General features: G+C 74.4%; 18 protein-coding genes and 2 pseudogenes. 10 read left to right on the top strand and 10 right to left on the bottom strand.

The features are described 5' to 3' along the window. Positions 1-660: AfsR/SARP family transcriptional regulator (locus tag ACTWP5_RS15180; protein WP_443221467.1), on the bottom strand; the 660-nt coding region annotated here is incomplete at its 3' end. 387 nt (positions 661-1,047) lie between these two features. Here ACTWP5_RS15180 and ACTWP5_RS15185 point away from each other — a divergent pair. Further along, positions 1,048-2,745: an outer membrane protein assembly factor BamB family protein gene (locus ACTWP5_RS15185; RefSeq protein WP_443221468.1), complete on the top strand. Its 1,698-nt coding sequence runs from the start codon at positions 1,048-1,050 to the stop codon at positions 2,743-2,745. 169 nt (positions 2,746-2,914) lie between these two features. Here the strand turns inward: ACTWP5_RS15185 and ACTWP5_RS15190 are convergent, their stop codons facing one another. From ACTWP5_RS15190 to ACTWP5_RS15200, 3 genes are all read right to left on the bottom strand, one after another. Then, positions 2,915-5,149, bottom strand: a complete 2,235-nt coding sequence (locus ACTWP5_RS15190) for a heavy metal translocating P-type ATPase (RefSeq protein WP_443221580.1) — start codon at positions 5,147-5,149, stop codon at positions 2,915-2,917. Positions 5,150-5,405: 256 nt separating this feature from the next. Then, a complete protein-coding gene (locus tag ACTWP5_RS15195) occupies positions 5,406-6,425 on the bottom strand; it encodes a hypothetical protein (protein WP_443221469.1) in 1,020 nt (339 codons plus the stop codon). A gap of 208 nt (positions 6,426-6,633) precedes the next feature. After that, on the bottom strand, positions 6,634-8,253 hold the full coding sequence (locus ACTWP5_RS15200) for an ABC-F family ATP-binding cassette domain-containing protein (RefSeq protein ID WP_443221470.1): 1,620 nt from the start codon (positions 8,251-8,253) through the stop codon (positions 6,634-6,636). A gap of 291 nt (positions 8,254-8,544) precedes the next feature. Here ACTWP5_RS15200 and ACTWP5_RS15205 point away from each other — a divergent pair, with 291 nt between their 5' ends. The 3 genes from ACTWP5_RS15205 (at position 8,545) to ACTWP5_RS15215 (ending at position 13,155) form a co-directional block, all read left to right on the top strand. Further along, on the top strand, positions 8,545-9,879 hold the full coding sequence (locus tag ACTWP5_RS15205; RefSeq protein ID WP_443221471.1) for an FAD-binding oxidoreductase: 1,335 nt from the start codon (positions 8,545-8,547) through the stop codon (positions 9,877-9,879). 190 nt (positions 9,880-10,069) lie between these two features. Beyond that, positions 10,070-11,866 (top strand): SPFH domain-containing protein, encoded by a 1,797-nt coding sequence (locus ACTWP5_RS15210; RefSeq protein WP_443221472.1) that lies wholly within the window; start codon positions 10,070-10,072, stop codon positions 11,864-11,866. Continuing rightward, positions 11,863-13,155 (top strand): SPFH domain-containing protein, encoded by a 1,293-nt coding sequence (locus ACTWP5_RS15215; RefSeq protein ID WP_443221473.1) that lies wholly within the window; start codon positions 11,863-11,865, stop codon positions 13,153-13,155. Before ACTWP5_RS15210 ends, ACTWP5_RS15215 begins: the two co-directional genes overlap by 4 nt. Positions 13,156-13,224: 69 nt before the next feature. On the opposite strand, the gene ACTWP5_RS15220 is transcribed toward ACTWP5_RS15215, so the two are convergent. Continuing rightward, positions 13,225-14,109, bottom strand: coding sequence for an SGNH/GDSL hydrolase family protein (locus tag ACTWP5_RS15220; RefSeq protein WP_443221474.1), 885 nt, complete (start codon positions 14,107-14,109; stop codon positions 13,225-13,227). Between the two features lie 924 nt (positions 14,110-15,033). Between ACTWP5_RS15220 and ACTWP5_RS15225 the strand changes: the two genes are divergently transcribed. Continuing rightward, positions 15,034-15,444: a four-helix bundle copper-binding protein gene (locus ACTWP5_RS15225; protein ID WP_443221475.1), complete on the top strand. Its 411-nt coding sequence runs from the start codon at positions 15,034-15,036 to the stop codon at positions 15,442-15,444. Between the two features lie 144 nt (positions 15,445-15,588). Here the strand turns inward: ACTWP5_RS15225 and ACTWP5_RS15230 are convergent. After that, positions 15,589-15,729: pseudogene (locus ACTWP5_RS15230) on the bottom strand (hypothetical protein); the annotation flags it as partial. Between the two features lie 104 nt (positions 15,730-15,833). Here ACTWP5_RS15230 and ACTWP5_RS15235 point away from each other — a divergent pair. Beyond that, positions 15,834-16,331, top strand: a complete 498-nt coding sequence (locus ACTWP5_RS15235) for a hypothetical protein (protein ID WP_443221476.1) — start codon at positions 15,834-15,836, stop codon at positions 16,329-16,331. Positions 16,332-16,444: 113 nt separating this feature from the next. Beyond that, on the top strand, positions 16,445-18,214 hold the full coding sequence (locus ACTWP5_RS15240; RefSeq protein ID WP_443221477.1) for an acyltransferase: 1,770 nt from the start codon (positions 16,445-16,447) through the stop codon (positions 18,212-18,214). A gap of 63 nt (positions 18,215-18,277) precedes the next feature. On the opposite strand, the gene ACTWP5_RS15245 is transcribed toward ACTWP5_RS15240, so the two are convergent. Next, positions 18,278-19,033: a TVP38/TMEM64 family protein gene (locus tag ACTWP5_RS15245; RefSeq protein ID WP_443221478.1), complete on the bottom strand. Its 756-nt coding sequence runs from the start codon at positions 19,031-19,033 to the stop codon at positions 18,278-18,280. A 109-nt stretch (positions 19,034-19,142) separates the two neighbouring features. Here ACTWP5_RS15245 and ACTWP5_RS15250 point away from each other — a divergent pair, with 109 nt between their 5' ends. The 3 genes and pseudogenes from ACTWP5_RS15250 to ACTWP5_RS15260 form a co-directional block, all read left to right on the top strand. Further along, on the top strand, positions 19,143-20,786 hold the full coding sequence (locus tag ACTWP5_RS15250) for a beta-N-acetylhexosaminidase (protein WP_443221479.1): 1,644 nt from the start codon (positions 19,143-19,145) through the stop codon (positions 20,784-20,786). Between the two features lie 104 nt (positions 20,787-20,890). After that, positions 20,891-21,544: an MOSC domain-containing protein gene (locus ACTWP5_RS15255; RefSeq protein ID WP_443221480.1), complete on the top strand. Its 654-nt coding sequence runs from the start codon at positions 20,891-20,893 to the stop codon at positions 21,542-21,544. A gap of 38 nt (positions 21,545-21,582) precedes the next feature. Beyond that, positions 21,583-21,701: pseudogene (locus ACTWP5_RS15260) on the top strand (IS982 family transposase); the annotation flags it as partial. Positions 21,702-21,832: 131 nt separating this feature from the next. Here ACTWP5_RS15260 and ACTWP5_RS15265 read toward each other — a convergent pair. The 3 genes from ACTWP5_RS15265 to ACTWP5_RS15275 form a co-directional block, all read right to left on the bottom strand. Further along, on the bottom strand, positions 21,833-22,018 hold the full coding sequence (locus ACTWP5_RS15265) for a hypothetical protein (protein WP_443221481.1): 186 nt from the start codon (positions 22,016-22,018) through the stop codon (positions 21,833-21,835). Positions 22,019-22,526: 508 nt separating this feature from the next. Further along, the gene (locus ACTWP5_RS15270) at positions 22,527-22,829 is read right to left on the bottom strand and encodes a hypothetical protein (protein WP_443221482.1); all 303 of its coding nucleotides are present in this window, start codon (positions 22,827-22,829) and stop codon (positions 22,527-22,529) included. Further along, positions 22,826-23,038: a hypothetical protein gene (locus ACTWP5_RS15275; RefSeq protein ID WP_443221483.1), complete on the bottom strand. Its 213-nt coding sequence runs from the start codon at positions 23,036-23,038 to the stop codon at positions 22,826-22,828. Before ACTWP5_RS15275 ends, ACTWP5_RS15270 begins: the two co-directional genes overlap by 4 nt. Positions 23,039-23,286: the final 248 nt, after the last annotated feature.

Raw genomic sequence — 23,286 nt, forward strand, 5'->3', positions numbered from 1 at the left:
CCCCCGCGCCACCCGGTACGCCCCCAACGCCTCCTCCCGCCGCCCCGACCGGTACAACGCCACCATCAACAACCCGTGCAGCCGCTCCCGCAACGGGAACTCCCGCACCAACCCCGCCAACTCACCGGCGGCCAGACGCGGCGACCCGGACGCGAGCTCCGCCTCGTAGAGCCCCTCCAGCGCGGCGACCCGGCGCTCCCCCAGCCGCTGCGACCAGTCCGCCAGCAGCGGCACGTCCACGTCCACGTCCCCGAACGGCCTCCCCCGCCACAGGGCCAGCGCCTCGCGCAGCACCGTCACCGCCCGAGCCGGGTCCCGGGTGACGAGGTCCACCCCCTCGCCCACCAGCGACTCGAACCGCTCGGCGTCCAGCTCTCCCGGCGCCACCCGCAGCCGGTACCCCTCGGGCCCCCACGTCAGCTGGTCCGGCTCGCCCAGCAGGGACCGCAGCCGGTACACGTGGAGGTGGAGCCGCTGCCCCGCCCGCTCGTCCACCCGCTCCCCCCACAGCGCCTCGGTCAACGTGTCGATCGAGACGGCCTCGTTGGCGCGCGCCAGCAGGATCCCCAGCAGGACGCGCCGCAGCCGCCCCGTCACCACCTCGCGGCCACCCGTGCCGTCCCGCCGGACCGCCACCGGACCCAACACCACGAACTTCATGGTCCACGCCTCGTTCCCCGTTCGCGCTCTTCCCCCGCGCCGCGTTCCGTCCGCGACGGACTGTCCCCGGCATGAAAGCGCGATGAAAGTGGTCGCCCTCATTCTGGCCCCTGCGCCACCCGGCGATCGACTCTCATCACGACATCAATGCGGTGGCGGGCCAGGGGAACGCCGGCGGGGCCACGTCACGTCGCCGCGCCGGCGGACTCCCCGGCGTTCTCCCGATCGTCGACGCGGACAGAGACAGACATGCAGCACCACCAGCCGTTCCCGCCCCCGGGCCCTCCCGGCCCGCCCCCCGGTCCCCCGCCCGGCCCGCCGGCCTCGCACGGCGGCCCGCCCGCCGGGCCTCCCGGCGCCCCGCCCGGCGCCCCTCCCGGTCCGCCGATGGGCCCGCCGGGTCACCCGGCTCCCGCCGGGCAGCCCTACCAGCCCTACGGGCCCACCCCTCACCAGCCACAACAGCAGTACCAGCCGCAGCCCGTGCCGGGTCAGACGCCGCCCGGGTATCCCGGGCACCCCGGGCAGCCGGGCGCTCCCCAGCCGGCGCCGGGCCGCCGGCGGCGGAAGGGGCGGTCGACGCTCGTCGTCGTGCTCTCCCTCGTCCTCGTGGCGGGGCTGGCCGGCGGCGGGTGGTTCCTGTTCGGCCCCGAGGACGACAGCGGCGGGACCGGGCGGGAGTCGGCGGTCGACCCCGACACGCCGGGCGGGCTCGTCTGGTCGGTCAACGAGGAGGGGTACGACGACGGCTCCTACCCCGGGGGCTGGTGGGTGGTGGGCGAGACGATCGTCAAGGCCAACCAGTCCACGTTCACCGCCTACTCCATGGCGGACGGCTCCGAGGTGTGGACCCTGGAGCTCGGCGGCCCCGAGGACGCCATCTGCCTGCCGACCAACGCCAACGCCGACGGCCAGATCGTCGTCGGCCACGGCGAGTCCAACTGCGGCCAGAACATCACCCTGGTCGACCTCACCACCGGCGAGCAGGGCTGGAGCCGCCCGCTGGAGCCCGAGGAGAACCCCCTCAGCTTCCAGATCGCGATGGCCGGCTCCTCCTACGCCATCCACACGATCGGCGGGTGGAACCTGCACAGCGTCGTGGACGGCGAGCCGATCTCCACGGGCGCGGCGATGTACGACTCGCTGAACGGGGCCGTGAACCAGACGGACTACGCCAGGGAGGCGGGCGTCACCAACGGCCAGGAGGTCTGCTCCGTGGACGGCGTGGCCGGCAGCGGCGAGCGGCTGCTGCGCCGCCGCACCTGCGCCACGGTGACCGACGCGGCCAGCGGCACGACGAGCGCGCCGATCTTCAGGCTGGAGGAGATCGACCCGGCGACCGGGGACACCGTGTGGAGCCTGGACCTGCCCGAGGGCCGTTGGATGGACAAGATCCACAGCTTCTCGCCGCTGGTGGTGTCGCTGCGCTCGGAGGAGTTCGGGCCGATGAGCGAGCTGATGTTCGTCGACGACAACGGCCAGGTCACCGGTCAGGTGCCGATCGGGAACACCGGCGTCCGGCGCGAGGACACCGCGTCGCTGCGGGAGTGGCTGTGCCGGGACGACATCGTCGTCTACAGCCGCATCGACGAGTGCGGCGGCATGGCGTTCTCGGAGAACCGGATGTACGTCTCCCCGACCGGCCTCGGCGGGGGCAACCCGGTGACGGCGATGAACGCGACCACCGGCGCCGTCGAGTGGACGTACAAGACGGAGGACTTCTTCGAGCAGGTCGTCCTCGGCGCCGACGAGCAGGGCGTGATCGTCTACCAGGCCGGGTACGGCGGCGACTATCCGGGACAGGTCGTCCGGATCTCGGCGGACGGCCAGAGCGTCGAGCCGCTGTTCCGGATGGACTCCGAGCTCTACCTCACCCCGACGTGCTTCATGGCCTTCCTCGACGGCCAGCTCTTCTTCAGCCCGCCCGACTACTCGCTGCCGTACGACGTCGCGGTCTACGGGGCCGAGGGCGGTGCCGGGGCCGGCGAGGCGGACGGCTCCGGTGAGTCCGGTGGTGCCGGGGCCGGCGGGGCCGACGGCTCCGGTGGGTCTGGTGGGTCCGGTGGGTCCCGTCGGGGCGGGTGAGTCGGCGGCCCGGACGGGGCCGGGGAGAAGCCCGCGCGTGAGCGGCCGGACGTGAGCCGACGCGGCCCGGGACGGAGGCTGGTCCGTCCCGGGCCGCGTTGCCGTGTCACCGTGTCGGCCGGGTCGCCGGGCGCTCCCGGGTGTCGGGAAGCGTCGGGGGCGGCCGGTGTCACGTGGTGGGCTGGAAGCGCCGCAGGCGCAGGCTGTTGCCGACGACGAAGACCGAGGAGAACGCCATGGCGCCGCCCGCGATCATCGGGCTGAGCAGGCCGGTGGCGGCCAGCGGCAGCGCCGCGACGTTGTAGGCGAAGGCCCAGAAGAGGTTGCCCCTGATCGTGTTCAGCGTGCGGCGCGAGAGCCGGATCGCGTCGGCCGCGACCCGCAGGTCGCCGCGGACCAGCGTCAGGTCTCCGGCCTCGATCGCGGCGTCCGTGCCGGTGCCCATCGCGAGGCCGAGGTCGGCCTCGGCGAGCGCCGCCGCGTCGTTGACCCCGTCGCCGACCATCGCGACCGAACGGCCCTCGCTCCGCAGGCGCCTGACGACGTCGACCTTGTCCTCCGGCATCACCTCGGCGATCACCTCCGTCACGCCGACCTCGGCGGCGACCGACCGCGCGACGGTCTCGTTGTCGCCCGTCAGCAGGATCGGCGTGAGGCCCAGCGCGCGCAGCCGCGTGACGGCCTCCCGGCTGGTGGGCTTCACCGCGTCGGCGACCTCCAGCACGGCGCGCGGCTCCCCGTCCCAGGCGACGGCGATGGCGGTGCGGCCGGCGGCCTCGGCCTCGGCCCGCGCCGCCGCGAGCTCCGCCGGCAGCTCGATCGCCCACTCCCGCAGCAGCTTCTCCCTGCCCACCACGACGGCGTGGCCGTCGACGACGCCCTGCACGCCGAGGCCGGGGACGGCCTCGAAGCCCTCGGGCGTCGGCAGCTCGGCGGCCGTCGAGCCCAGCCGCTCGGCCGCCCCGGTGGCGACGGCCCGCGCGACGGGGTGCTCGGAGGCGTTCTCCAGCGCGCCGGCCAGCCGCAGCAGCTCGGCGGTGTCGACGCCCTCGGCGGTGTGGACGGCCAGCAGCGTCATCTGTCCCGTGGTCACCGTGCCGGTCTTGTCGAGCACGACGGTGTCGACCCGGCGCGTGGTCTCCAGCACCTCGGGGCCCTTGATCAGGATGCCGAGCTGCGCGCCCCGGCCGGTGCCCACCATGAGGGCGGTGGGGGTGGCCAGGCCCAGGGCGCAGGGGCAGGCGATGATCAGCACGGCCACGGCGGCGGTGAAGGCGGCGGTCAGGCCCGCGTCGTTGCCCAGCCAGAAGCCGAGGGTGGCGAAGGCGAGGGCGATGACGACGGGAACGAAGACGGCCGAGATGCGGTCGGCGAGGCGCTGGGCCGCGGCCTTGCCGTTCTGGGCGTCCTCCACGAGCTTCGCCATCCGGGCGAGCTGGGTGTCGGCGCCGACCCGGGTGGCCTCGACGACCAGGCGACCGCCCGCGTTGAGCGTCGCGCCGGTGACGGCGTCGCCGGGGCCGACCTCGACGGGGACGGACTCGCCCGTCAGCATCGAGGCGTCCACGGCGGAGGAGCCCTCGACGACCACGCCGTCGGTGGCGATCTTCTCACCGGGGCGGACGAGGACGCGGTCCCCGACGGTCAACTCCTCGACGCGGATGCGCCGCTCGCCGCCGTCGCGCAGGACCGTGACGTCCTTCGCGCCCAGCTCCATCAGGGCCCGCAACGCCGCCCCGGCGCGGCGCTTGGAGCGGGCCTCGAAGTACCGGCCGGCGAGGATGAACGCGGTCACGCCGGCGGCGGCCTCCAGGTAGATGTTCCCGGCGCCGTCGGTGCGGGTGATGGTCAGCTCGAAGCCGTGGGTCATGCCGGGCTCGCCGGCGGTGCCGAGGAACAGCGCCCACAGCGACCAGGCGAAGGCCGCCGAGACGCCGACCGAGACCAGGGTGTCCATGGTGGCGGCGCCGTGCCGGGCGTTGGTGAGGGCGGCGCGGTGGAAGGGCCAGGCCGCGTAGGTGACGACCGGTGCGGCGAGGGTCAGGGACAGCCACTGCCAGTACTCGAACTGGAGGGCGGGCACCATCGCCATCGCGACGACGGGGACGGCCAGCGCGACGGCGGTGAACAGCCGCTGCCGCAGCGGGCGCAGCTCGTCGGCCTCGGCCGGGGGGCCGCCGGGCCGGCCGGGCTCGCCCGGCTCGGGGTGGGCGGGGGCGGGGGGCTCGGGCTCGCGCGCGGTGTATCCGGTGGCCTCGACCGTGGCGATGAGGTCGGCGACGGTGACGTCCGCCTCGTCGAAGGTGACGCGGGCCTTCTCGGTGGCGTAGTTGACGGTGGCGGTCACGCCGTCCATGCGGTTGAGCTTCTTCTCGACGCGGGCGGCGCAGGAGGCGCAGGTCATGCCGCCGATGGCGAGTTCGACCTGTCCGGTGGCGGCGGCGCTGCCGGCGGGGCCGGTGGCCGTGGCGGTGGCGGCCGTACCGGCGCCGGTGTGTCCGGGTGTCGCCGGCACGTCGGTGCGCGGGCTCATGGCTCTCTCCTCACGTCATACCCACTGGGGGTATCTTACCGCGAGAGGCGTGTCGCGGCGTGTCACGGGTGTCTCGTCGGATGCGGGGGCTCGTCGGGTGCGGTGGGGTCGGTGGGCGGGGAGGGGGTCAGTGGGTGTGGCCGCCGCCCGTTCCGCCCGTCCCTCCCGCGCCGCCCGTCTGGTCGGCCGAGCCGACGGTCACGGTGAACTCGGCGGTGCGGACCTCGCCGCCGTGGCGGAAGTCCAGGTAGAGGCGGTAGGCGCCCTCGCTGGGGGCCTCGGTGTGGAAGGTGACGTCCGGCCCCGGGGACGTCCGGCCGTCGCCCGGCTCGCCCTGCGGGTGGACGTGGAGGTACGCCAGGTCGCCCTCGCGCAGGGCAACCAGGTGCCCGTACGCGCCGAGGTACGGCTGGAGGTCGGTGACCGGCCGGCCGTCGCGGCTGACGGACAGGGTGAGCGCGGTCTCCGCCCCGGCGGCCAGGTCCCCGTCGAGGGTGACCGTGTACCCGTCGACCGTCGCCGTCCGGTCGGGCTCGGGCAGCGGCCGCGGGGTGTACTCGCCCGCGACGGCCACGTCCGCGCCGAGCGTCAGCGCGCCGGCCGGGTCCCCGGCCGGGGTGAAGTCGGCGAAGACGCGGTAGCTGCCGGCCTCGGCGAGCGTCAGCGACACGGACCAGACGCCGTCCTCGCCGAGGGTGGGGTGGAGGTGCTGGAAGCCGGAGAGGTCACGGCCGGCCACGATCAGGTGCAGGTCCTTCTCGTGGGACTCCTCGTACCGCGTGACGGGCTCGCCGTCGGGTCCGGTGATCTCGAACCGGAAGGCCGTCTCCCGCCCGGCCGGCACCGTCCGCTCGTGCGGGACCAGCGTGTAGCCCCGCTCGGCGATCCGCAGCCCGCCGACGGCCGGCTCGGCTCCGCCACCCTCGCCGCCCTCGCCGCTCCCGGCGCCCGCGGCGTCCGTGTCGTGGTCCGCGCCGTGGCCGCCGGAGCCCTCGCCGTCGCCGTCGCCGTCGCCCGGCGCGTCGTGCGCGTCGTGGCGCTCGGGCTCGGAGGTGACCTGCCCGACCGCGCCGCCGACACCGAACGCCGCGCCGAACACCAGCGCCAGCCCGCCGCCGAACGCTCCCACCTTGGCCGCCGTCCTCATGGTCCCTCTCCTCGCCTCGTGCTCCTCGGACGCGCGGCGGCTGCCGCCACCCCCGGCCCGGTCGGCCGGGTCACGCCGTCCTCGTCGGTCCTCGTTGTCGTTCTAGCTCTCACCACCATGTCTAATACCCCCGCGGGGTATAAGTCAAGCGGAGATCACCCCTGGTCGGCATACACCTAGGGGGTATATCTCCTCGGCGGTTACCCGGTCACCGGGCGCGTTCGACCCGAGGCTCCTCCCACACCGGCTCCGGCGTCTCCCGCACCCGGCCGTCGGACGCGAAGAGCAGGAAGCGGTCGAAGGAGCGGGCGAACCAGCGGTCGTGGGTCACGGCCAGCACCGTGCCCTCGAACGCCTCCAGCGCCTCCTGGAGCGCCTCGGCGCTCTCCAGGTCGAGGTTGTCCGTCGGCTCGTCCAGCAGCAGCGCGGTCGCGCCGCCGAGTTCGAGGAGCAGGATCTGGAGGCGCGCCTGCTGGCCGCCCGAGAGCCGGTCGAACGGCTGCTGCGCCTGCTGGGTCAGGCCGTACCTGCGCAGCGCGGACATCGCCTGGCCACGGTCGAGGGAGTGGCCGCTCCACAGCACCTCCAGCAGCGTCCGCCCGGCCAGCTCGGGGTGCGCGTGGGTCTGGGCGAAGTGCCCGGGGTCGACCCGTGCGCCCAGCTTCCACTCCCCGGTGTGCGCGACGTCCTCGCCGGCGAGCAGCCGCAGGAAGTGGGACTTGCCCGAGCCGTTGGAGCCGAGGACCGCGACCCGCTCGCCGTAGAAGACCTCCAGGTCGAACGGCTTCATCAGGCCGGTCAGCTCCAGGCCCGCGCAGGTGACGGCCCGCACCCCGGTGCGTCCGCCGCGCAGCCGCATCCGGATGTCCTGCTCCCTCGGCGGCTCGGGCGGCGGGCCGGCCTCCTCGAACTTCCGCAGCCTGGTCTGGGCGGCGGCGTACCGGGAGGCCATGTCGCGGCTGACGGCCGCCGCCTGCTGGAGGTTGGCCACCAGCCGCTTCAGCTGGGCGTGCTTCTCCGACCAGCGCCGCCGCAGCTCCTCGAAGCGGGCGAACCGTTCCCGCCGCGCCTCGTGGTACGTGGCGAAGCCGGCGCCGTGCACCCAGACGTCGGCGCCGCCCGGTGCCGGCTCCACGCTGACGATCTTCTCGGCGGCGCGGGAGAGCAGCTCACGGTCGTGGGAGATGAACAGCACCGTCTTGCGGGTCTGCGCCAGCTGCTCCTCCAGCCAGCGCTTCCCCGGCACGTCGAGGTAGTTGTCGGGCTCGTCGAGGAGGAGGACCTGGTCCTGGCCGCGCAGCAGCGCCTCCAGCACCAGCCGCTTCTGCTCCCCGCCGGAGAGCGTGCGCACCTCGCGCCACTGGGCCCTGTCGTAGGGCGTGCCGAGCGCGGCCGTCGTGCACATGTCCCAGACGGTCTCGGCCTCGTAGCCCTGGGCCTCGGCCCAGTCCGCCAGCGCCTGCGCGTACCGCATCTGCGCGGCCTCGTCGTCGTCCGTCATGATCGCGTGCTCGGCCTCGTCGACCGCGCGGGCCGCGGCCCTGATCCGCGGCGGCGCCACGGCGACGAGGAGGTCGCGCACGGTCCGCTCGTCCCGGACACTGCCGACGAACTGCGGCATGACGCCGAGGCCGCCGCCGACGGTCACGGTGCCGCCGTGGGGGGTCAGCTCGCCCGCGACGAGCCGCAGCAGCGTCGTCTTGCCGGCGCCGTTGGGTCCGACGAGCGCGACGACCGCGCCCTCCGCGACGCGGAAGGAGACATCGCCGAGCAGCGCCCTCCCGTCGGGCAGGTAGTACTCCAGGTGTGCGACCTCGACATGTCCCATGGGCCCGGATCCTCCCAGGCCGGCGCCGTGGCGGGCAAAGCGTTAGTGGCGGAGCACCCGGCCCGCGGGGGTGGGCGTGGGCGCGGGCGTGGGCGGCGACGTCGCCCGTCTCCGCCCCGGCGGGGGCCGACCGCGGCGGTGGCCACCCGAATGCCACGGCGGCGGTCACATCGGCGGGGCCTCACACGTCAGAACGACGACGGCGCATCCAGCGCCGCGCCCCGAGCACCGAAGCGCTGAGCACCGAGCACCGAGCACCGAGCACTGAGCACGAAGAGAAGAGGAACGACCATGAACGCCCCGAGCACCCTGGACGACCTGCGCGCCGCCGTTCGCGGCCAGGTCTGGCTGCCAGGCGACCCCGACTTCGACGGCGCCCGCCAGCCCTGGAACCTCGCGGTGGTGCAGCCCGTGGCGGCCGTGGTCGAGGCCGCGGACGCCGACGACGTCGCCGCGCTCGTCCGGTACGCCCGCGCCGCCGGGGTGGGCGTCGCCACCCAGCCGAACGGGCACGGCGCCTCGGGCCGCACCGAAGGCGCGATCCTGCTGCGCACCCGGCGCCTGGACTCCCTCACCGTCGACCCGGCCGCCCGCCGCGCCCGCGTCGGCGCGGGGGTGCCGTCCGGCCGGGTGCAGGCCGCCGCCGCGCGGCACGGGCTGACCGGCCTGCCCGGCAGCTCGCCGGGGGTCAGCGTCACCGGTGTCGCCCTGGGCGGCGGGCTGAGCTGGTTCGGCCGCTCCCACGGCTGGGTCGCCGACAACGTCACCGCGTTCGACATCGTCGACGCCGAGGGCAACGCCCGCCAGGTCACCGCCGACACCGACGCCGAGCTGTTCTGGGCGCTGCGCGGCGGCGGCGGGGACTTCGCGATCGTCACGGCCCTCGAACTGGCCCTGCACCCGGCGCCCCACCTCTACGGCGGCCGGCTGCTGTGGCCCGGCGAGCACGCGCCGGCCGTGATGAACGCGTTCCGGCGGATCACGGCCACCGCGCCCGAGGCGTTGACGCTCTGGCTGGACCTGGCCCAGTTCCCCGGCCAGGACCCGGTGGTGGCCCTCGACGTCACCCACCTCGGGCCGACGGAGGAGGCCGTCGAGCTGCTGGCGCCGCTCGACGAGCTGCCGGCGCCGCTGGCCGACAGCCGGCAGCCGATGTCGGTGGCCGACGTCGGCGCCATCACCAGTGACCCGACCGAGCCGGCGCCCGGCATCTCGCGCGGCGAGCTGCTCACCGCGCTCGACGACACGGCGGTCGCGACGCTGCTCGCCGGCCCGATCGCGCCGCTGCTGGGCGTGCAGATCCGTCACCTGGGCGGCGCGTTCGCCCGCCCCTCCGACAGCCCGCACGGCCCGCTGACCGAGCCGTACGCGCTCTACCTCTTCGGGATTCCCTTCGACGTGGCGACGGGGAGGGCCGTCACCGCGCGGCAGCGGGAGCTGGCCGAGGCGCTGCCGGTGAGCGGTCGCAGATCGCTCACCTACCTCCACGCGGACGGGTCGGTGGCCGACGTCTTCTCGGCGGCGGCGCTGGCGCGGCTGCGCGACATCAAGCGCCGCCGCGACCCCGCCAACGTCTTCCGGAGCAACTTCCCCGTCCTCCCCGTCGGCGACTCCCGGGAGCTGTGACGCCGCCGTTCCCGCCGCGTTCCCGCCACGTCCCCGCCCGCGTCCCCGCCCGCGTCCCCGCCCTGTCCACGCGGGTGGTCGTGCATTAAGGGTGTAACGGTTCCGGCCCTCTCCTTACGCAGTGTCACACCCATGGTGTGGGATGGATCACGAACCACGGAGAACGCGACGTCAGGAGGGGGACACCACGATGACGCCGAGTCAGGGGATACGGAGTGTCGCGCGGGAGGTGATGGCGGGGGCCGACCCGCGCGCGGTGGTCGGGCAGCGGCTGCGCGGCCACGCCGCCGCTGTTGCCGACGCGTCGGGGGCGTACGGCACGCCGGACGGGACGCAGGGAGGCACACCCGACGGGACACAGGGCGGCACGCAGGCCGGCGCGCAGGACGGCAGCGGCATGGACGCCGCCGACTTCCCCGCGGCCAGGGACCAGGGCGGCAGCGTCGCCACGGTCATGGAGCAGCGGGTCGTCCCGCTGGACGAGGCCGGGGCGGCGCTCGGCCGCAGCGAGCAGCGCCGCGAGGGCGGGCGGCAGGTCCACGTGCTGTGCCCGATGGTGATGCCGCGCGGCCGGTCCTTCCTCAGCATGCTGCCGGTGTCGCTGCTGTTGGCGCTGGTCGCGGTGGGGGCCGTCGTCGCGGCCGCCACCTCGGACGACGTGCTGACGCACCCGCTGTTCGGCGTCCACAGCTGGGTGTTGTCGCTGCTCACGGTGGCCTTCGTGTGGTGGCGGCAGGGCATGGTGATGGTGCCGGACGGCGCCGCCGCGCTGATCACCCGCTTCGGGAAGCTGGAGCAGGTGGTGGGCCCCGGCCGGGTGGTCCTGCTGAACCCGTGGAAGCGGGTCTCGTACATGATCAACACCACCCGCGAGTACCCGTTCAACGCGCCGGTCCGCGAGGCCCCGACGAAGGGCGGGGTCAAGGCGTCGATCGACCTCTTCATCCAGTTCCGCATCAGCGACCCGGTGGAGTTCGTGTACACGCTGGGCGCCGTGCGCGGCTTCGAGGAGAAGCTGACGAACGCCGTCAGCGAGACGATCCGCAGCCTCATCTACGAGCAGGAGGCCGCCGGGATCTACGACATGGTCGGCGAGGACACCAGCCGGCTGCTGGCGCAGCTGAACCAGCAGTTCCAGCCCGCCGTCGAGCTGACCAACGCCAACATCGTCCACGCCGAGCCGTCCGACCGCTCCTACCGGATGGACCTCGCGGCGCCGGAGATGGTGCGCGTCGCCAAGGAGGCCTACAGCCACGAGTACGCGCTCGGGCTGCGCAAGGAGCAGGACGAGGGCGACCTGACGAGGGAGCTCGCCTCGCGGCAGGAGACGCTGTCCGCGATCCAGGCCGACATCGCCCAGTACCAGGCGCAGATGGACACGGCCGTGGAGCGGGAGACCAACCGCGCCGAGGCCCTGGCGCGGCAGCGCTACGTCCAGGCCGAGTCCGAGGCCAGGGCGAACGCGGCGCTGCTGGAGGCGCAGGCCCTCGACATCCGGGCGGTGACCGCCGCCGAGGCCCCGGAGATCCTGGAGTACCGCTACCAGCAGCAGGTCCTCGACACGCTGGAGGGGGCGGCCGACCACCTGCCGCGCCTGGTCCGCGTCGGCGGGGCGGGCGACGGCGAGGGCGGCGCGGGCGTGGACTTCCTCCAGCTCGCCCGGGAGCTCGTCGGCGAGCGCGGCGCGGAGCTGTTCACGGAGGCGGACATGGCCGCCGTCCGGGCCCGGCTGCGGGAGGTCGCCGGCCGTATCGCCGAGCGGCAGGCGGAGATCGACGCCCTGCTGGAGGACGAGAACCGGCCCACCGTGCCCGCCGGCGTCCCCGCCGGGGGCGGCGGCGCGGCCACCGCGCTCGACGCGGCGCCCGCGCGCACCACGATGACCGAACATCCCGAACCTCCCGAGCTGGCCGAGGACACGGGACAGGCCGAGCGGACCGGACAGGCCGGGACGGCCGGACAGGCTGAGGAGGCCGAGGAGCTGTGAGCACGCCCCAGACCCACCGCAGGTCGGTCATCGCCGAGTCCGTCGCCCTGTGGAGCGACGTCGCGCAGCTGCTGCGCGGCGGCGACGCCGGCACGTTGATCCCCGTCATCATTCCCCGCCACCGCCGCAGGCTGTGGTGGATGCTGCCGCTGTGGCTGGGGACGTTCACCCTGCTCACCGGCGTCATGCTCGCGATGCGCGCCTCCGACGACGACGGCGGCGGCGTGTCCGAGACCACGTACGAGGGCCTGGCCGTGCTCGCCGAGGTCTTCGGCGTCGTGCTGCTGCTGGCCGGCGTGCTGTGGTGGTGGCGCTCCTCGATCGTCGAGATCGAGCAGGGCACCACCGGCATCCTCACCCGCTACGGCGCGGTCGCCCGCACGCTGGAGCCCGGCCGGCACTACCTGTGGCACCCGTGGTCCCGGGTGGACTTCGTCGTGGACACCTCCACCGAGATCCCCTACTCGGCCCCCGTGATGGCCTGTCCGACCCGGGAGAACGTGCCGCTGCGCTCGATCGAGTTCTTCCTGAAGTTCAGGATCGCCGACCCGGTGGCGTTCGTGCGGATCATCGGCGCGGGCAACTTCGACATGGTGCTCACCAGCGCCGTGCAGGACGCGATCCGGCAGCGGGCCCGCAGGGTGCGGACCGAACGCGCCTACGACCTGCGCGGCTCGGACGTCGCCGACATGCAGGAGCTGCTGGACCGGCAGCTCGCCCGCTACGGCGTGCGCATCACGGGCTGCAACATCCCGGACGTGCAGCTGCCGGCCCAGTACCAGCAGCACCTGGCCACCCGGGAGCGGGTCGCGAAGGAACGCGAGGCGTACGACCAGGAGTGGGGCCTGACCCGCAAGCGCCGCATCGACAGCCTCCAGATGGACATCGAGCGCGCGAAGAAGGTCCGCGACGCCCGCATCGTCGAGGTGAAGGCCGCGCTGAACCGGGCGCGCGAGCAGGTGGCGCGGCTGCTGGAGGAGCAGGAGACCAACGCGCAGCGGGTGCGCTTCGAGATCGAGACCCGCGGACGCAGCGAGCTCATCGCGGCGGAGAACGAGGCCCGCGCGCAGCGGCGCCTCGCGCAGGCGTACCGCGACAACCGCGCGGTGCTCCAGTACGAGCTGGCGCGCCGCCGCCTGGAGGTGGGCGCCTCGCTGGCCGCCAGGGCGCCGCAGCCGGTGGTGGTCCGCACCGACGGGGCGGGGGGCGGCGGCGACGCCTCCATGCTGACGGCGCTGCTGGCCGCCCGTCTCCTGCCCTCCGCGCCGAACCCGCCCGAGTCCGCGTAGCGGAGGGGGCCCTTCACGGCATCAGGCCTGGCCCGTCGCGATTCGCGACGGGCCAGGCCCGGGCGTGGGTCAGTCGAGGCCGAGGACGCTCAGGGTGTGGTCCGCCATGCGGGTCTCGCCCAGGGCGTTGGGGTGGACGGGGACGAGGCTCGTGCCGAAGAGGACGGGCTCGATCCAACGGGTGCCGTGCGGCTGGCAGGCGTCGTGGCCGTCGGAGACCCGGGAGAAGTCGACGAAGGTGGCGCCGGTCTCCTCGGCGGCCCGCCGGACCGCGTCGTTGAGGTGGGTCTGGAGGTCGCGCAGGTAGGGCACGTCGCCGGCGGCGATCGGCATCTTCAGGAAGCAGGACGGGTCGGCGGTGGCCGGCATGATCCACGGATAGCCGAGGACGGCGATCTCGGCGTTGGGCGCGGCGGCCCTGACCTCACCGAGGGCGGCGACGAGCGCGGGATAGGTGCTGTTCTCGACGGTGTCCACGAAGGACGTGCCGTGGATGTCCTCGCAGGGGTTGCCCTGTCCGAGGGTGAGGACGCCCGCGCTGCCGCAGGCCAGGATGGCGCTGACGAAGGTGTTGCTGTCGTTGCCGCCGATCGTCAACGTGACGAGGTCGGTCTCGGCGCTGAGGGCGTCGACCTGCGGCGCCACCCCCGGGTACTGGGACTCGGTGAAGTCCTTCGTCTGCGCGGCGCCGCAGGTGACGTCCGTCAGCTCGGCACCGATGCGGGAGGCGATGACGTTCGGGTAGTTGGCGGTGGAGCGCAGGCAGAGCGGGGAGCTCAGGTCGGGGGGCAGGACGCCCGAGGCGGCGCTGTAGCTGTCGCCGAGGGCGACGTACTCCAGCGGCTCGGCGGCGGCTGCCGCGGTGGCGGTGTCGGTGGGAGTGGGGGCGGCGGAGGCGGGGGCTGCGGTGAGGGCGAGGGCGGCCGTGACGACGGCCGCGACTGTCGCGGTCATGACACGGATGGGTCGCATGCGCATCGGCGTCTGCTCTCTGTCTCGAATGCGGCGGCTCGGGCGACTCGGGCGACGCGGGACTCGGGAGGATAGGGAGGGCTCGGGAGGGTTCGGGCGGCTCGACGGCGGGTTACCGTCCGGTTTTACCGTTAGGTAATATGCGGGCGCCTCCGCCCGCCGTCAACCACCCCGACCGACCCGCCTCGGCTGACGGCCCGTCAGCCGACCAGCAGCAGCGCCAGCCCCTTCCTCCTCCCCCCCACGACCAGCGCGAGACGGAGCTCGGACGGGCCAGCCCGCCGTGAGCCGCGCCATCACCAAATGGAGGTCCTGGCCGGTGAGGACGTGATCTCTCGCGCCCATCCCGGCGTTCCCGGTGCGCCGGCTGGAACGGCTGGCCTGCGGCGCGCCGTGCCGAGGCCAGTCCTGGAACTCCCTGGCGAAGGGCTGATGCCCGGGAAGCACCAAGCACTGCGAGCATCCGCCCCACCACGCGGCGTGGGTCGCCTGGGATCTCCTCACCCGCTGGGACACCGTCGAGGAGGAGCCGGCACGCGAGGGGCTCGCGGACCCGGAGTACTGCCTGGGGCAGAGCGGCAGGATCTCTGAGGCGGGGATCCGGCAGATCCTCGACACGACCACGACCTCGGTCGGATGGCAGGACATGATCGGCGGCTGGGTTCACGACCCTCTGATCGAGCGGTTCGACGCCGCCCGCGCCGGGTTCCTCGAAACCGTGCGCGGCCTCCTCGTCCACGGCGAGGACGGCACAGGCGAGGCGCACGGGGCGGGGGACGGGAGGTCGTTGGGGCCGCTCGCCCGTTTCGTCCCGGCGGGAGCAGGTACTCGGGCGGCATGGACAGGGGCTCACGGCTGTCGTGGGGCAGCACTGGCCCGGACGTCGAACCCGAAAGGTGGCGCACCGTGACCACTGCGGTGAAGGACATGCTGGAGACGTACCCGGCCGATCTCGGTGGGGTGGACCGCGGGACCTTGGCCCGGTGCATCGAGGAGTGCTTCTCATGCGCCCAGGCCTGTACGGCCTGCGCGGACGCCTGTCTGTCGGAGGAGGCGGTGAGCGAGCTGACCAAGTGCGTCCGCACGAACCTCGACTGTGCCGACGTCTGCGCGACCACGGGACGGGCCCTCTCCCGGCACACCGGATACGACGCGAACCTGACCCGCGCGCTGCTCCAGGCGTGCGCGCAGGCGTGCAAGGCGTGCGCCGAGGAGTGTGAGCGTCACGCCGCGCACCACGAGCACTGCCGGGTGTGCGCGGAGGCGTGCCGGCGCTGTGAGCAGGCGTGTCAGGAGCTGTTCCGCTCGCTGGGCTGACCCGCGCCGCCCGACCCGCGCCTGGGCCGGTATCCGCGCGGCAGGTACCGGCGCAGGGGCACGACGCCCAGCAACCCGACGCCCACGGCCGTGGGAATCCACAGCCGCGGCGAGGAGGGGGGTGTCCGCCGAGGAGCCGGCCAGCACCCAGGCGGCGTTCCCCAGCAGCGTGCCGGGGAGAGTCGCGAGCGCGAACGGCACCCACCGCATCCGCGACAGCGCCGCGCTCAGGTTGACGGCCGCGAACGGCACGACCGGCAGCAGACGCGGCGCGAGGACGCTGGCGAAACGGGGACGAGCGGCGCGCGGCGCGGATCGCGATCCACCGGGACTTCCTCGACGCGGCTGACGCGCTCGTAGAACGGGACCTCGGCCACGCCAGCCTGGCCGTGCGCCGGTCCTTCACCACGGTGGAGCTGCTGGGCAGCGGGGACACGGTGTCCCTCGCGCGCCGTCTGCGCGCGCGGTGCTCCCAGCTGGAGCGCTGCGCCCTGCGGCGAGCCGTCCTCCGGTCGGCGCTGGCGTCGCTGGAGAAGGGCTGGTGCCCGGGGAACGCCGAGCACTGCGACCACCCCGCCCACGACGCCGCGTGGGTCGCGTGGGACCACCTCACCCGGTGGGACGCCATCGAGGAGGAGCGGGAGCACGAGGAGCGGGGAGCGTACGAGGAGCGGGAGCTCCTGGAGTTCTGCCTGCGGGAGAGCGGCAGGATCCCGGAGGCGGAGATCCGGCGGATCCTCGACACGACCATGAACACCGCCGGATGGAGCGACCTGGTCGGCGGCTGGATCCGCGACCCGCTGGTCGAGCGGTACGACGCCGCCCGCGCCGACTACCTCGCGGCCCTCCGCAGCCTCGTTCTCCGGGACGCGGCCGGCGCCCGCTGAGCCGCCGCCGTGGGCCGCCCCGTTGGCCGCCCGCCGCCGGGCGTCCGAGATCCGGCCCGTACAGTGATGCGACACCGCCCGCCGTCACACGGTCAGCCATCGGAACGGACGAGATGACGGACACAGAAGCCACCCAGGACGACACGCCGTTCGACCGGCGTCGCCTCGACTACTCTCCCTGGCTCTACTGGTTCGACGGCGACGAGGACGACCGCGCCCGGCAGCTCGCGCTCCAACGCCGGCTGACCGGACGCAACCCCGGCTACTCCTTCGGCGAGGACTGCTTCGTCTCCGAACTCGCCTCGGTGCAGAACGAGGAGCTGCGGCTGGGGCCCCGCAGCTACGTCGCCGCCGGCGCGTACCTGACCGGCGCGCTGCGGGCCGGCCGTGACTGCACCATCAACGCCTACACCGTCGTGCGCGGCGAGATCGACCTCGGCAACGCGGTCCGCATCGGCGCCCACACCTCGCTCCTCGCGTTCAACCACACCGTGTCCGACCCCGAGACCGAGGTCTTCCGTCAGCCCACCACCTCCCGGGGCATCCGCGTCGGCGACGACGTGTGGATCGGGTCCCACGTCGTCGTGCTGGACGGGGTCACCGTCGGCGAGCGCTCCGTCATCGGCGCGGGCAGCGTGGTCACGAAGGACGTCCCGGCGGGCGCGGTCGTCGGCGGCAACCCCGCGAGGGTGCTGCGCTGGCGCGTCCCGGAACTGCGCCCCGCGGTCACCTCCCCGGCGACGTCCCCGACGACGTCCCCGGCCGGGGGCGCGGCCCAGGCCACGGCCCGGACCACGGCCGACGGTGACCTGGCCGGCGCCGCCGCCTCCTTCGCCGACCGGGCGCGCTCCCAGGCCGAGGAGATCCTGGCCCACCGCTTCGACCCGGGCGCGCTGGGCGGCGCGTTCACGGACACCCCCGGCGCCGCCCCCACCGTGCGCGCCCAGTGCGACGCGATCGAGATCGCCGACCTGCTGCTCGGCCACGCACCGCCCCAGCTGCCGGCCGACGAGCAGGTGCGGCGGCTGCGCTCCTGGCAGGACCCCGCCACCGGCATGGTCGGCCCGCTGCTGCCCGACGGCTCCCAACGCCTCCCCGAGGCCGGCCTCTTCGACGACGACGGCGCCTACCACGTGCTGTGCGTCGGCTACGCCCTCGACCTCCTCGGCAGCGGCTTCGCCGCCCCCGTCCACGTGGTGGCCGAGGCGGAGGCGGCCGAGGTGGTGGCCGGCCTGGAACGCCAGCCGTGGCGCGATCGCGCCTGGCACGCGGGCGCCTGGGTCGACACCCTGGGCACCGCGTTCCTGTGGAACCGCCGCCTCGGCGCGCCGGGCCGCCCCGGCGCGTTCGAGGCGCTGTTCGGCTGGCTGCTGTGCCACGCCGACCCGCGGACCGGCCTGTGGGGCGCGCCGCGCCCCACCGACGGCCTGCTCCAGGTCGTCAACGGCTTCTACCGCGCCTCGCGTGGCACGTTCGCCCAGTTCGGCCTGCCGGTGCCGCACCCGGAGCGGGTGGTCGACACCGTGCTGGAACACGCCCGCGAGCCGCGGTGGACCCGCCCCGAGCGGCAGAACGCCTGCAACATCCTGGACATCGCCCACCCGCTGTGGCTGACCCGTGAAACCGGCCACCGGACCGAGGAGGTCACGGCGCTCGCCCGCACGCTGCTGGCCGACGCCCTCGGCCACTGGACCGACGGCCGGGGCTTCGGCTTCCAGGCGCCGCACCCCACCACCTCGGGCGCCTCGGCGACCGTGCCGGGCCTCCAGGGCACCGAGATGTGGCTGGCCGTCGTCTGGCTCCTGGCAGACCTCGCGGGCGTCGCCGACGCCCTCGGCTACCGTCCACGCGGCATCCATCGTCCGGAGCCGGCTGACGGCTGACGCGAGGACGGGCCGGCCATGGCGCGGTCCGCCCCTGACCGTGGCGCCCGCTGCCGGCGCCCGCTACCGGCGCCCGCCGCGGCTGCGGCTGCGGCTGCGGCTGCGGCTGCGGCTGCGGAGGACGGAACGCACGAGGGGCACCAGCCCCACCAGAACGGCAGCGGCGGCGGGGATCCACAGCTGCGGGGACGACGGCTCGGTCGCCGAGGAGCCGGCCAGCACCCAGGCCGCGTTCCCCGGCAGCGTGCCGAGGAGGGTCGCGAGCGCGAACGGCACCCACCGCATCCGCGACAGCGCCGCGCTCAGGTTGACGGCCGCGAACGGCACGACCGGCAGCAGGCGCAGCACGAGGACGCTGGCGAAGGCACGGTCCGACACGCGCCGTTCCAGCGTCGCGAGGGCCTTCGACCGCAGCAGCAACGGCCGCAGCGCGTCCCGCCCGAGCAGCCGCCCGGCGGTGAAGCCGAGCAGCGCGCCCAGCGTGGTGCCCACGGCGACCACCAGCAGCCCCGCGCCGAAGCCGAAGAGGGCGCCGGCGCCCGCGCTGAGCGCCGGCTTGGGAACGAACGCGAGCGTGCCCACCGCGTAGAGCCCCACGAACAGGAACCCGGCGCCGACGCCCGGGGTGCCGGGGCCGTCCCCGAGGTCCAGCAGGCGGTCCACCCCCACCACGGCGGCGGTGACGGCGCCCGCCGCCAGGACCAACGCCAACAGCGCCAGGCGCCCCCAGGCCGACAGGACGAGCCGCGCCGCCGCCCGCACGGGGTGGGGCGCGCGGGTCCGCGGCCGGGATGCGAGGTCGGACGTGAGCTCGGACATGATGCCGACCAGTCTCCCCTCCCCCGGGGCGCCTCGGGGCCGTGGCCTCTTGTTGGTGGCCGAATACGCCTCTACCCTCGCCGTGGTCTCCAGCCGAAAGGTCAGCCCCATGGATCTCGTTCCCGCGCCCCTGGAGTTCCGCGCAGGTCCCTCGGAGGACGGCCCGTTCGTGCTCGGACCCGGCACCCGCGTCGTCGCGGACGAGGCGAGCGGGACCGCCGCCCGCTGGCTCACCGCCACGCTCGGCGCGGCGACGGGCCTCCCCCTGGCGCCGGCCTCCTCTCCACACGCCACCGCCCACGCCGGCGCCGTCACCCTGCGGGTCGTCGACCGCCTCGCGGCGCGCGGCACCGAGGCGTACGAGCTCCTCGCCGACGCCTCCGGCGTGCTGATCGAGGGCGGCGGCCCGGCCGGCGTCTTCTGGGGCGCGCAGACCCTCCGGCAGCTGCTGGGCCCCGACGCCTTCCGCCGCGCCCCGCTGCGCGACGGCCCGTGGCGGGTGCCGCCGGTGCGGATCGCGGACGCGCCCCGCTTCTCCTGGCGCGGCATGCTGCTGGACGTCGCCCGCCACTTCATGCCGAAGGACGGCGTGCTGCGCTACGTCGACCTCCTCGCCGCCCACAAGCTCAACGTGCTGCACCTGCACCTGACCGACGACCAGGGCTGGCGGATCGAGATCGAGCGGTACCCCCGGCTCACCGAGGTGGGCGCCTGGCGCGCCCGCAGCCGGGTCGGTCTCGGCGACGACGCCCCGTTCGACGAGCGTCCGCACGGCGGCTTCTACACCCGCGACGACCTGCGCGAGATCGTGACCTACGCCGCCGCGCGCCACGTGACGGTCGTCCCGGAGATCGACGTGCCCGGCCACTCCCAGGCCGCCATCGCCGCCCACCCCGAGCTCGGCAACGCCGACGTCGTCGACACCGCCTCCCTCGACCCGTGGGACGGCTGGGGCATCAACCCCCACGCGCTCAACGTCTCCGACGCGACGCTCGCGTTCTACGAGAACGTCCTCACCGAGGTGCTGGAGATCTTCCCCTCCCCCTACGTCCACCTCGGCGGCGACGAGTGCGTCAAGGACCAGTGGCGCGCCAGCCCCGCCGCGCAACGGCGCATCGGGGAGCTGGGCCTGCGCGACGAGGACGAGCTCCAGAGCTGGTTCGTGCGCCACTTCGACCGCTGGCTGGCCGAGCGGGGCCGCAGGCTCGTCGGCTGGGACGAGATCCTTGAGGGCGGTCTGGCCCCGGGCGCGGTGGTCTCGTCCTGGCGGGGCTACGCGGGCGGCGTGGCAGCGGCGCGCGCCGGCCACGACGTCGTGATGTGCCCGGAGCAGCACACCTACCTCGACTGGCGGCAGGCCGGCGGGCCCGACGAGCCCACCCCGATCGCGCACGTGCGGACCCTGCGGGACGTCTACCGCTTCGAGCCGGTGCCCGACGTCCTCAGCGAGGCGGAGGCGGCGCACGTCATCGGCGTCCAGGCCAACGTCTGGACCGAGGTCATGGACAGCGCCCGTGTCGTCGACTACATGGCCTTCCCGCGCCTGGCCGCCTTCGCCGAGGTCGCCTGGCGTCCCCTGCCGCCGCCCGCCGAGCGGGACGTCGCCGACTTCGAGCGGCGGATGGGCGCGGCCCACTACGCGCGGCTCGACGCGCTCGGCGTCGAGTACCGGCCGCCGTCGGGGCCCCGGCCCTGGCAGCGGCGCCCCGGCGTCGCCGGCCGGCCGCAGGAGGGCCCGCCCCCGGCGCGGTGACGCCCGTACCGCGACCGCGTCGAACTGCTCTGGATGATCGATTCCATGGGGTTGGCAGGGAAATGGGTCGCCCCGGCGTGCAGAGGACCCGTACCGTCGCGCGCATGAAGCTGCTCTCCGTCAATGTCGGCAAGCCCCGACCCAACCCGTGGAAGGGCCTCAGCGCGACAGGCATCGACAAGCGGCCTGTTGACGGCCCGGTTGCCGTCATCACGCCCGGACCCAAGGGCACGGGCGAGGTCGGTCTCGTAGGCGACCGCGTCTACGACGTGAAGCACCATGGCGGTACCGACCAGGCCGTCTACGCCTATGCCCGCGAGAATCTCGACGGATGGGAGGCCGAGCTGGGCAGGCCGCTCGCCAACGGCGTCTTCGGGGAGAACCTCACGACCCTCGGCCTCGACGTCAACGGCGCCCTGATCGGCGAACGGTGGCGCATCGGGCCGGACGTGGTCCTTGAGGTGTCGTGCGCGCGGATCCCGTGCGCGACGTTCCAGGGCTGGCTTCAGCGAGAGGGCTGGATCAAGCGGTTCACCCAGGCCGCGGTGCCGGGCGCCTACCTGCGCGTGATCGAGCCGGGAGACATCCGGGCTTCCGACCCCGTCGAGATCGTGCACCGGCCCGACCACGACGTGACCGTCGCGCTCGTCTTCCGCGCGATGACACTCGAACCGGACCTCTTGCCGCGACTGCTGGTCGCTGACGCGCTGATCGAGGAGGCCAGGGAACGGGCCCGCAGACGCACGGCACATAAATGATCGGTGTCAGGACATCGTCTGCGCGCATGCGACGAGGGAGTCCAACGTCAGTAGCCGTCCGCGTCCTGCGGCGCGTCCTCGCGCTCACCGCCGCCATCTGGCACAACGGTCACACCGGCAGCCGGTCATGCGGGCACTCACCGCATACGACCACTGAACCCCTTGGAACTGATCGTCTAGCCGGTCACCGGCCAGCCGGCCGGCCTCGCCCGCTGGTCGGGACGGCATCCCGCCCCGCCGCCATGACCGACGGGGGCGGGTGACCGGCTCTCGGATACCGACCTGTTCTCAGGAGCCGAGCGACGCCTCCCGCACGCAGTCCCGGCACACCCACGCCGCCCGCAGCACGCGGGCCGTGCGCGGCCTCGGGTGCTTCCCGCACCAGCGCGACGCGGGCTGCCGGTCCGGCAACGTCCGCAGGATCAGGTCCACCGGACGCGGCGGCTCGCTCGGGTCCACAGCGTTACTTGCCATCGCCGTCCTGCTCGTCGTCGTCCTTGCCCTCGTCCGGCAGGGTGACGATCTCGTCTCCGCCGACGTCATGGCCGTTGATCGGATCGGGCATTCCTGTCACCTCCCTCCTTTCTACCCGTAGCGACTCCGCTCCCGCGACGCCCAGGGGGCTCGTTGACGCCCGACGAGCCGAGGACCGCGCTCCGGGCGCGCGGCTGTTCTTCTGGTGGACGGGATGGGGGGTGGTGCCGCCCGCCCCGGCCTGTACGGGGGATTGGCGGGGCGGGCGGCGTCCCCGCGCGGCCGGGGAGGCGTTCGGCCGGGCGGGGGTCTTGGTGGTCCGCCCACCCCGGGGGTTGTGGGTGTGAATCAGCTGTCCCGGGGTGGGCGGGTGTCCCTCACCGCGTTGCGGCACCCCAGCGAAGGGGCGGACCGGGGCGGGAGCGGCGGCGCGCCGCTTGGCCGCTCGGGGCTGGTCCGGTCGGGGGACTTGCCCGGCCACCCCGCCAGGGGGGCGGCCGGGATCCTTCTACGACGGCGGTCTTCGGCCGGCGCCTCCGGCCGGGCCCGGTCGCTGCTTCTGGTGTTCGTCGGCGGGTGTGAGGTCGTCGAGGTTGAAGCGCCATTCCCAGCCGGAGCCGTCGAGGCGTCGGACGTGCGCCTCGGTCCACAGCAGCTTCTCGCGGCCCAGGACGTCGTAGTGCAGGTGCTGCATGACCAGCCCCAACCGCCCCGTCCGCCCACTGGCCGGATGGACGACCCGCCGCCCGACCCACGGATGCGCCACGTCCCGCAACACCTCCTTACCGTTGCCGCCGAGATCCCCGATCACCGGACCGCTCCCACCGTCGGCCGGTAGGTGACCTCACCACGCCACCCGACCGGCTGTTCGTCGGCCGGCACGATCCCGAACGCGTCCACGCACCCGCCACAGGCGTGGCGGGACCAGCCAGGCCCGGAGTTCGCCTCGACGAACCCGACCACGACCAGCTCCCCGAGCACCGTCCGACACCAGCCGCAGAACGGCACCATCCCACTCACCGCCCCGACCTCGGCCGCGCCCGACAGACAACGGCGGCGGTGAGCGCCGCGTGCAACAGGCCCGGGTCGGTCAGGCAGTCCCACCCCGGCTCCGGCTGAACCAGCCACTCCACCCACCGAGTGGGGCATGCGCCCAGCGACGGCACGAGTAGACGGCACGCGACGCCGTACACCTCCACCGGCAGGGTGTCGCGCCAGCCATCGGCCGCACCCGGCGCGACCAGCCAACTGAAGACACCGTCACACCG

This window comes from Streptomyces sp. 4N509B, from assembly GCF_052245655.1.
Lineage (GTDB): Bacteria > Actinomycetota > Actinomycetes > Streptomycetales > Streptomycetaceae > Streptomyces.

Excerpts from the sequence above, each read along its gene's own strand:
- ACTWP5_RS15185 (WP_443221468.1), top strand. The coding sequence starts at position 1,048 with ATGGGCCCGCCGGGTCACCCGGCTCCCGCCGGGCAGCCCTACCAGCCC.
- ACTWP5_RS15190 (WP_443221580.1), bottom strand. The coding sequence starts at position 5,149 with ATGACCTGCGCCTCCTGCGCCGCCCGCGTCGAGAAGAAGCTCAACCGC.
- ACTWP5_RS15195 (WP_443221469.1), bottom strand. The coding sequence starts at position 6,425 with ATGAGGACGGCGGCCAAGGTGGGAGCGTTCGGCGGCGGGCTGGCGCTG.
- ACTWP5_RS15200 (WP_443221470.1), bottom strand. The coding sequence starts at position 8,253 with ATGGGACATGTCGAGGTCGCACACCTGGAGTACTACCTGCCCGACGGG.
- ACTWP5_RS15205 (WP_443221471.1), top strand. The coding sequence starts at position 8,545 with ATGAACGCCCCGAGCACCCTGGACGACCTGCGCGCCGCCGTTCGCGGC.
- ACTWP5_RS15210 (WP_443221472.1), top strand. The coding sequence starts at position 10,070 with ATGACGCCGAGTCAGGGGATACGGAGTGTCGCGCGGGAGGTGATGGCG.
- ACTWP5_RS15220 (WP_443221474.1), bottom strand. The coding sequence starts at position 14,109 with ATGACCGCGACAGTCGCGGCCGTCGTCACGGCCGCCCTCGCCCTCACC.
- ACTWP5_RS15240 (WP_443221477.1), top strand. The coding sequence starts at position 16,445 with ATGACGGACACAGAAGCCACCCAGGACGACACGCCGTTCGACCGGCGT.
- ACTWP5_RS15245 (WP_443221478.1), bottom strand. The coding sequence starts at position 19,033 with ATGTCCGAGCTCACGTCCGACCTCGCATCCCGGCCGCGGACCCGCGCG.
- ACTWP5_RS15250 (WP_443221479.1), top strand. The coding sequence starts at position 19,143 with ATGGATCTCGTTCCCGCGCCCCTGGAGTTCCGCGCAGGTCCCTCGGAG.
- ACTWP5_RS15255 (WP_443221480.1), top strand. The coding sequence starts at position 20,891 with ATGAAGCTGCTCTCCGTCAATGTCGGCAAGCCCCGACCCAACCCGTGG.
- ACTWP5_RS15265 (WP_443221481.1), bottom strand. The coding sequence starts at position 22,018 with ATGGCAAGTAACGCTGTGGACCCGAGCGAGCCGCCGCGTCCGGTGGAC.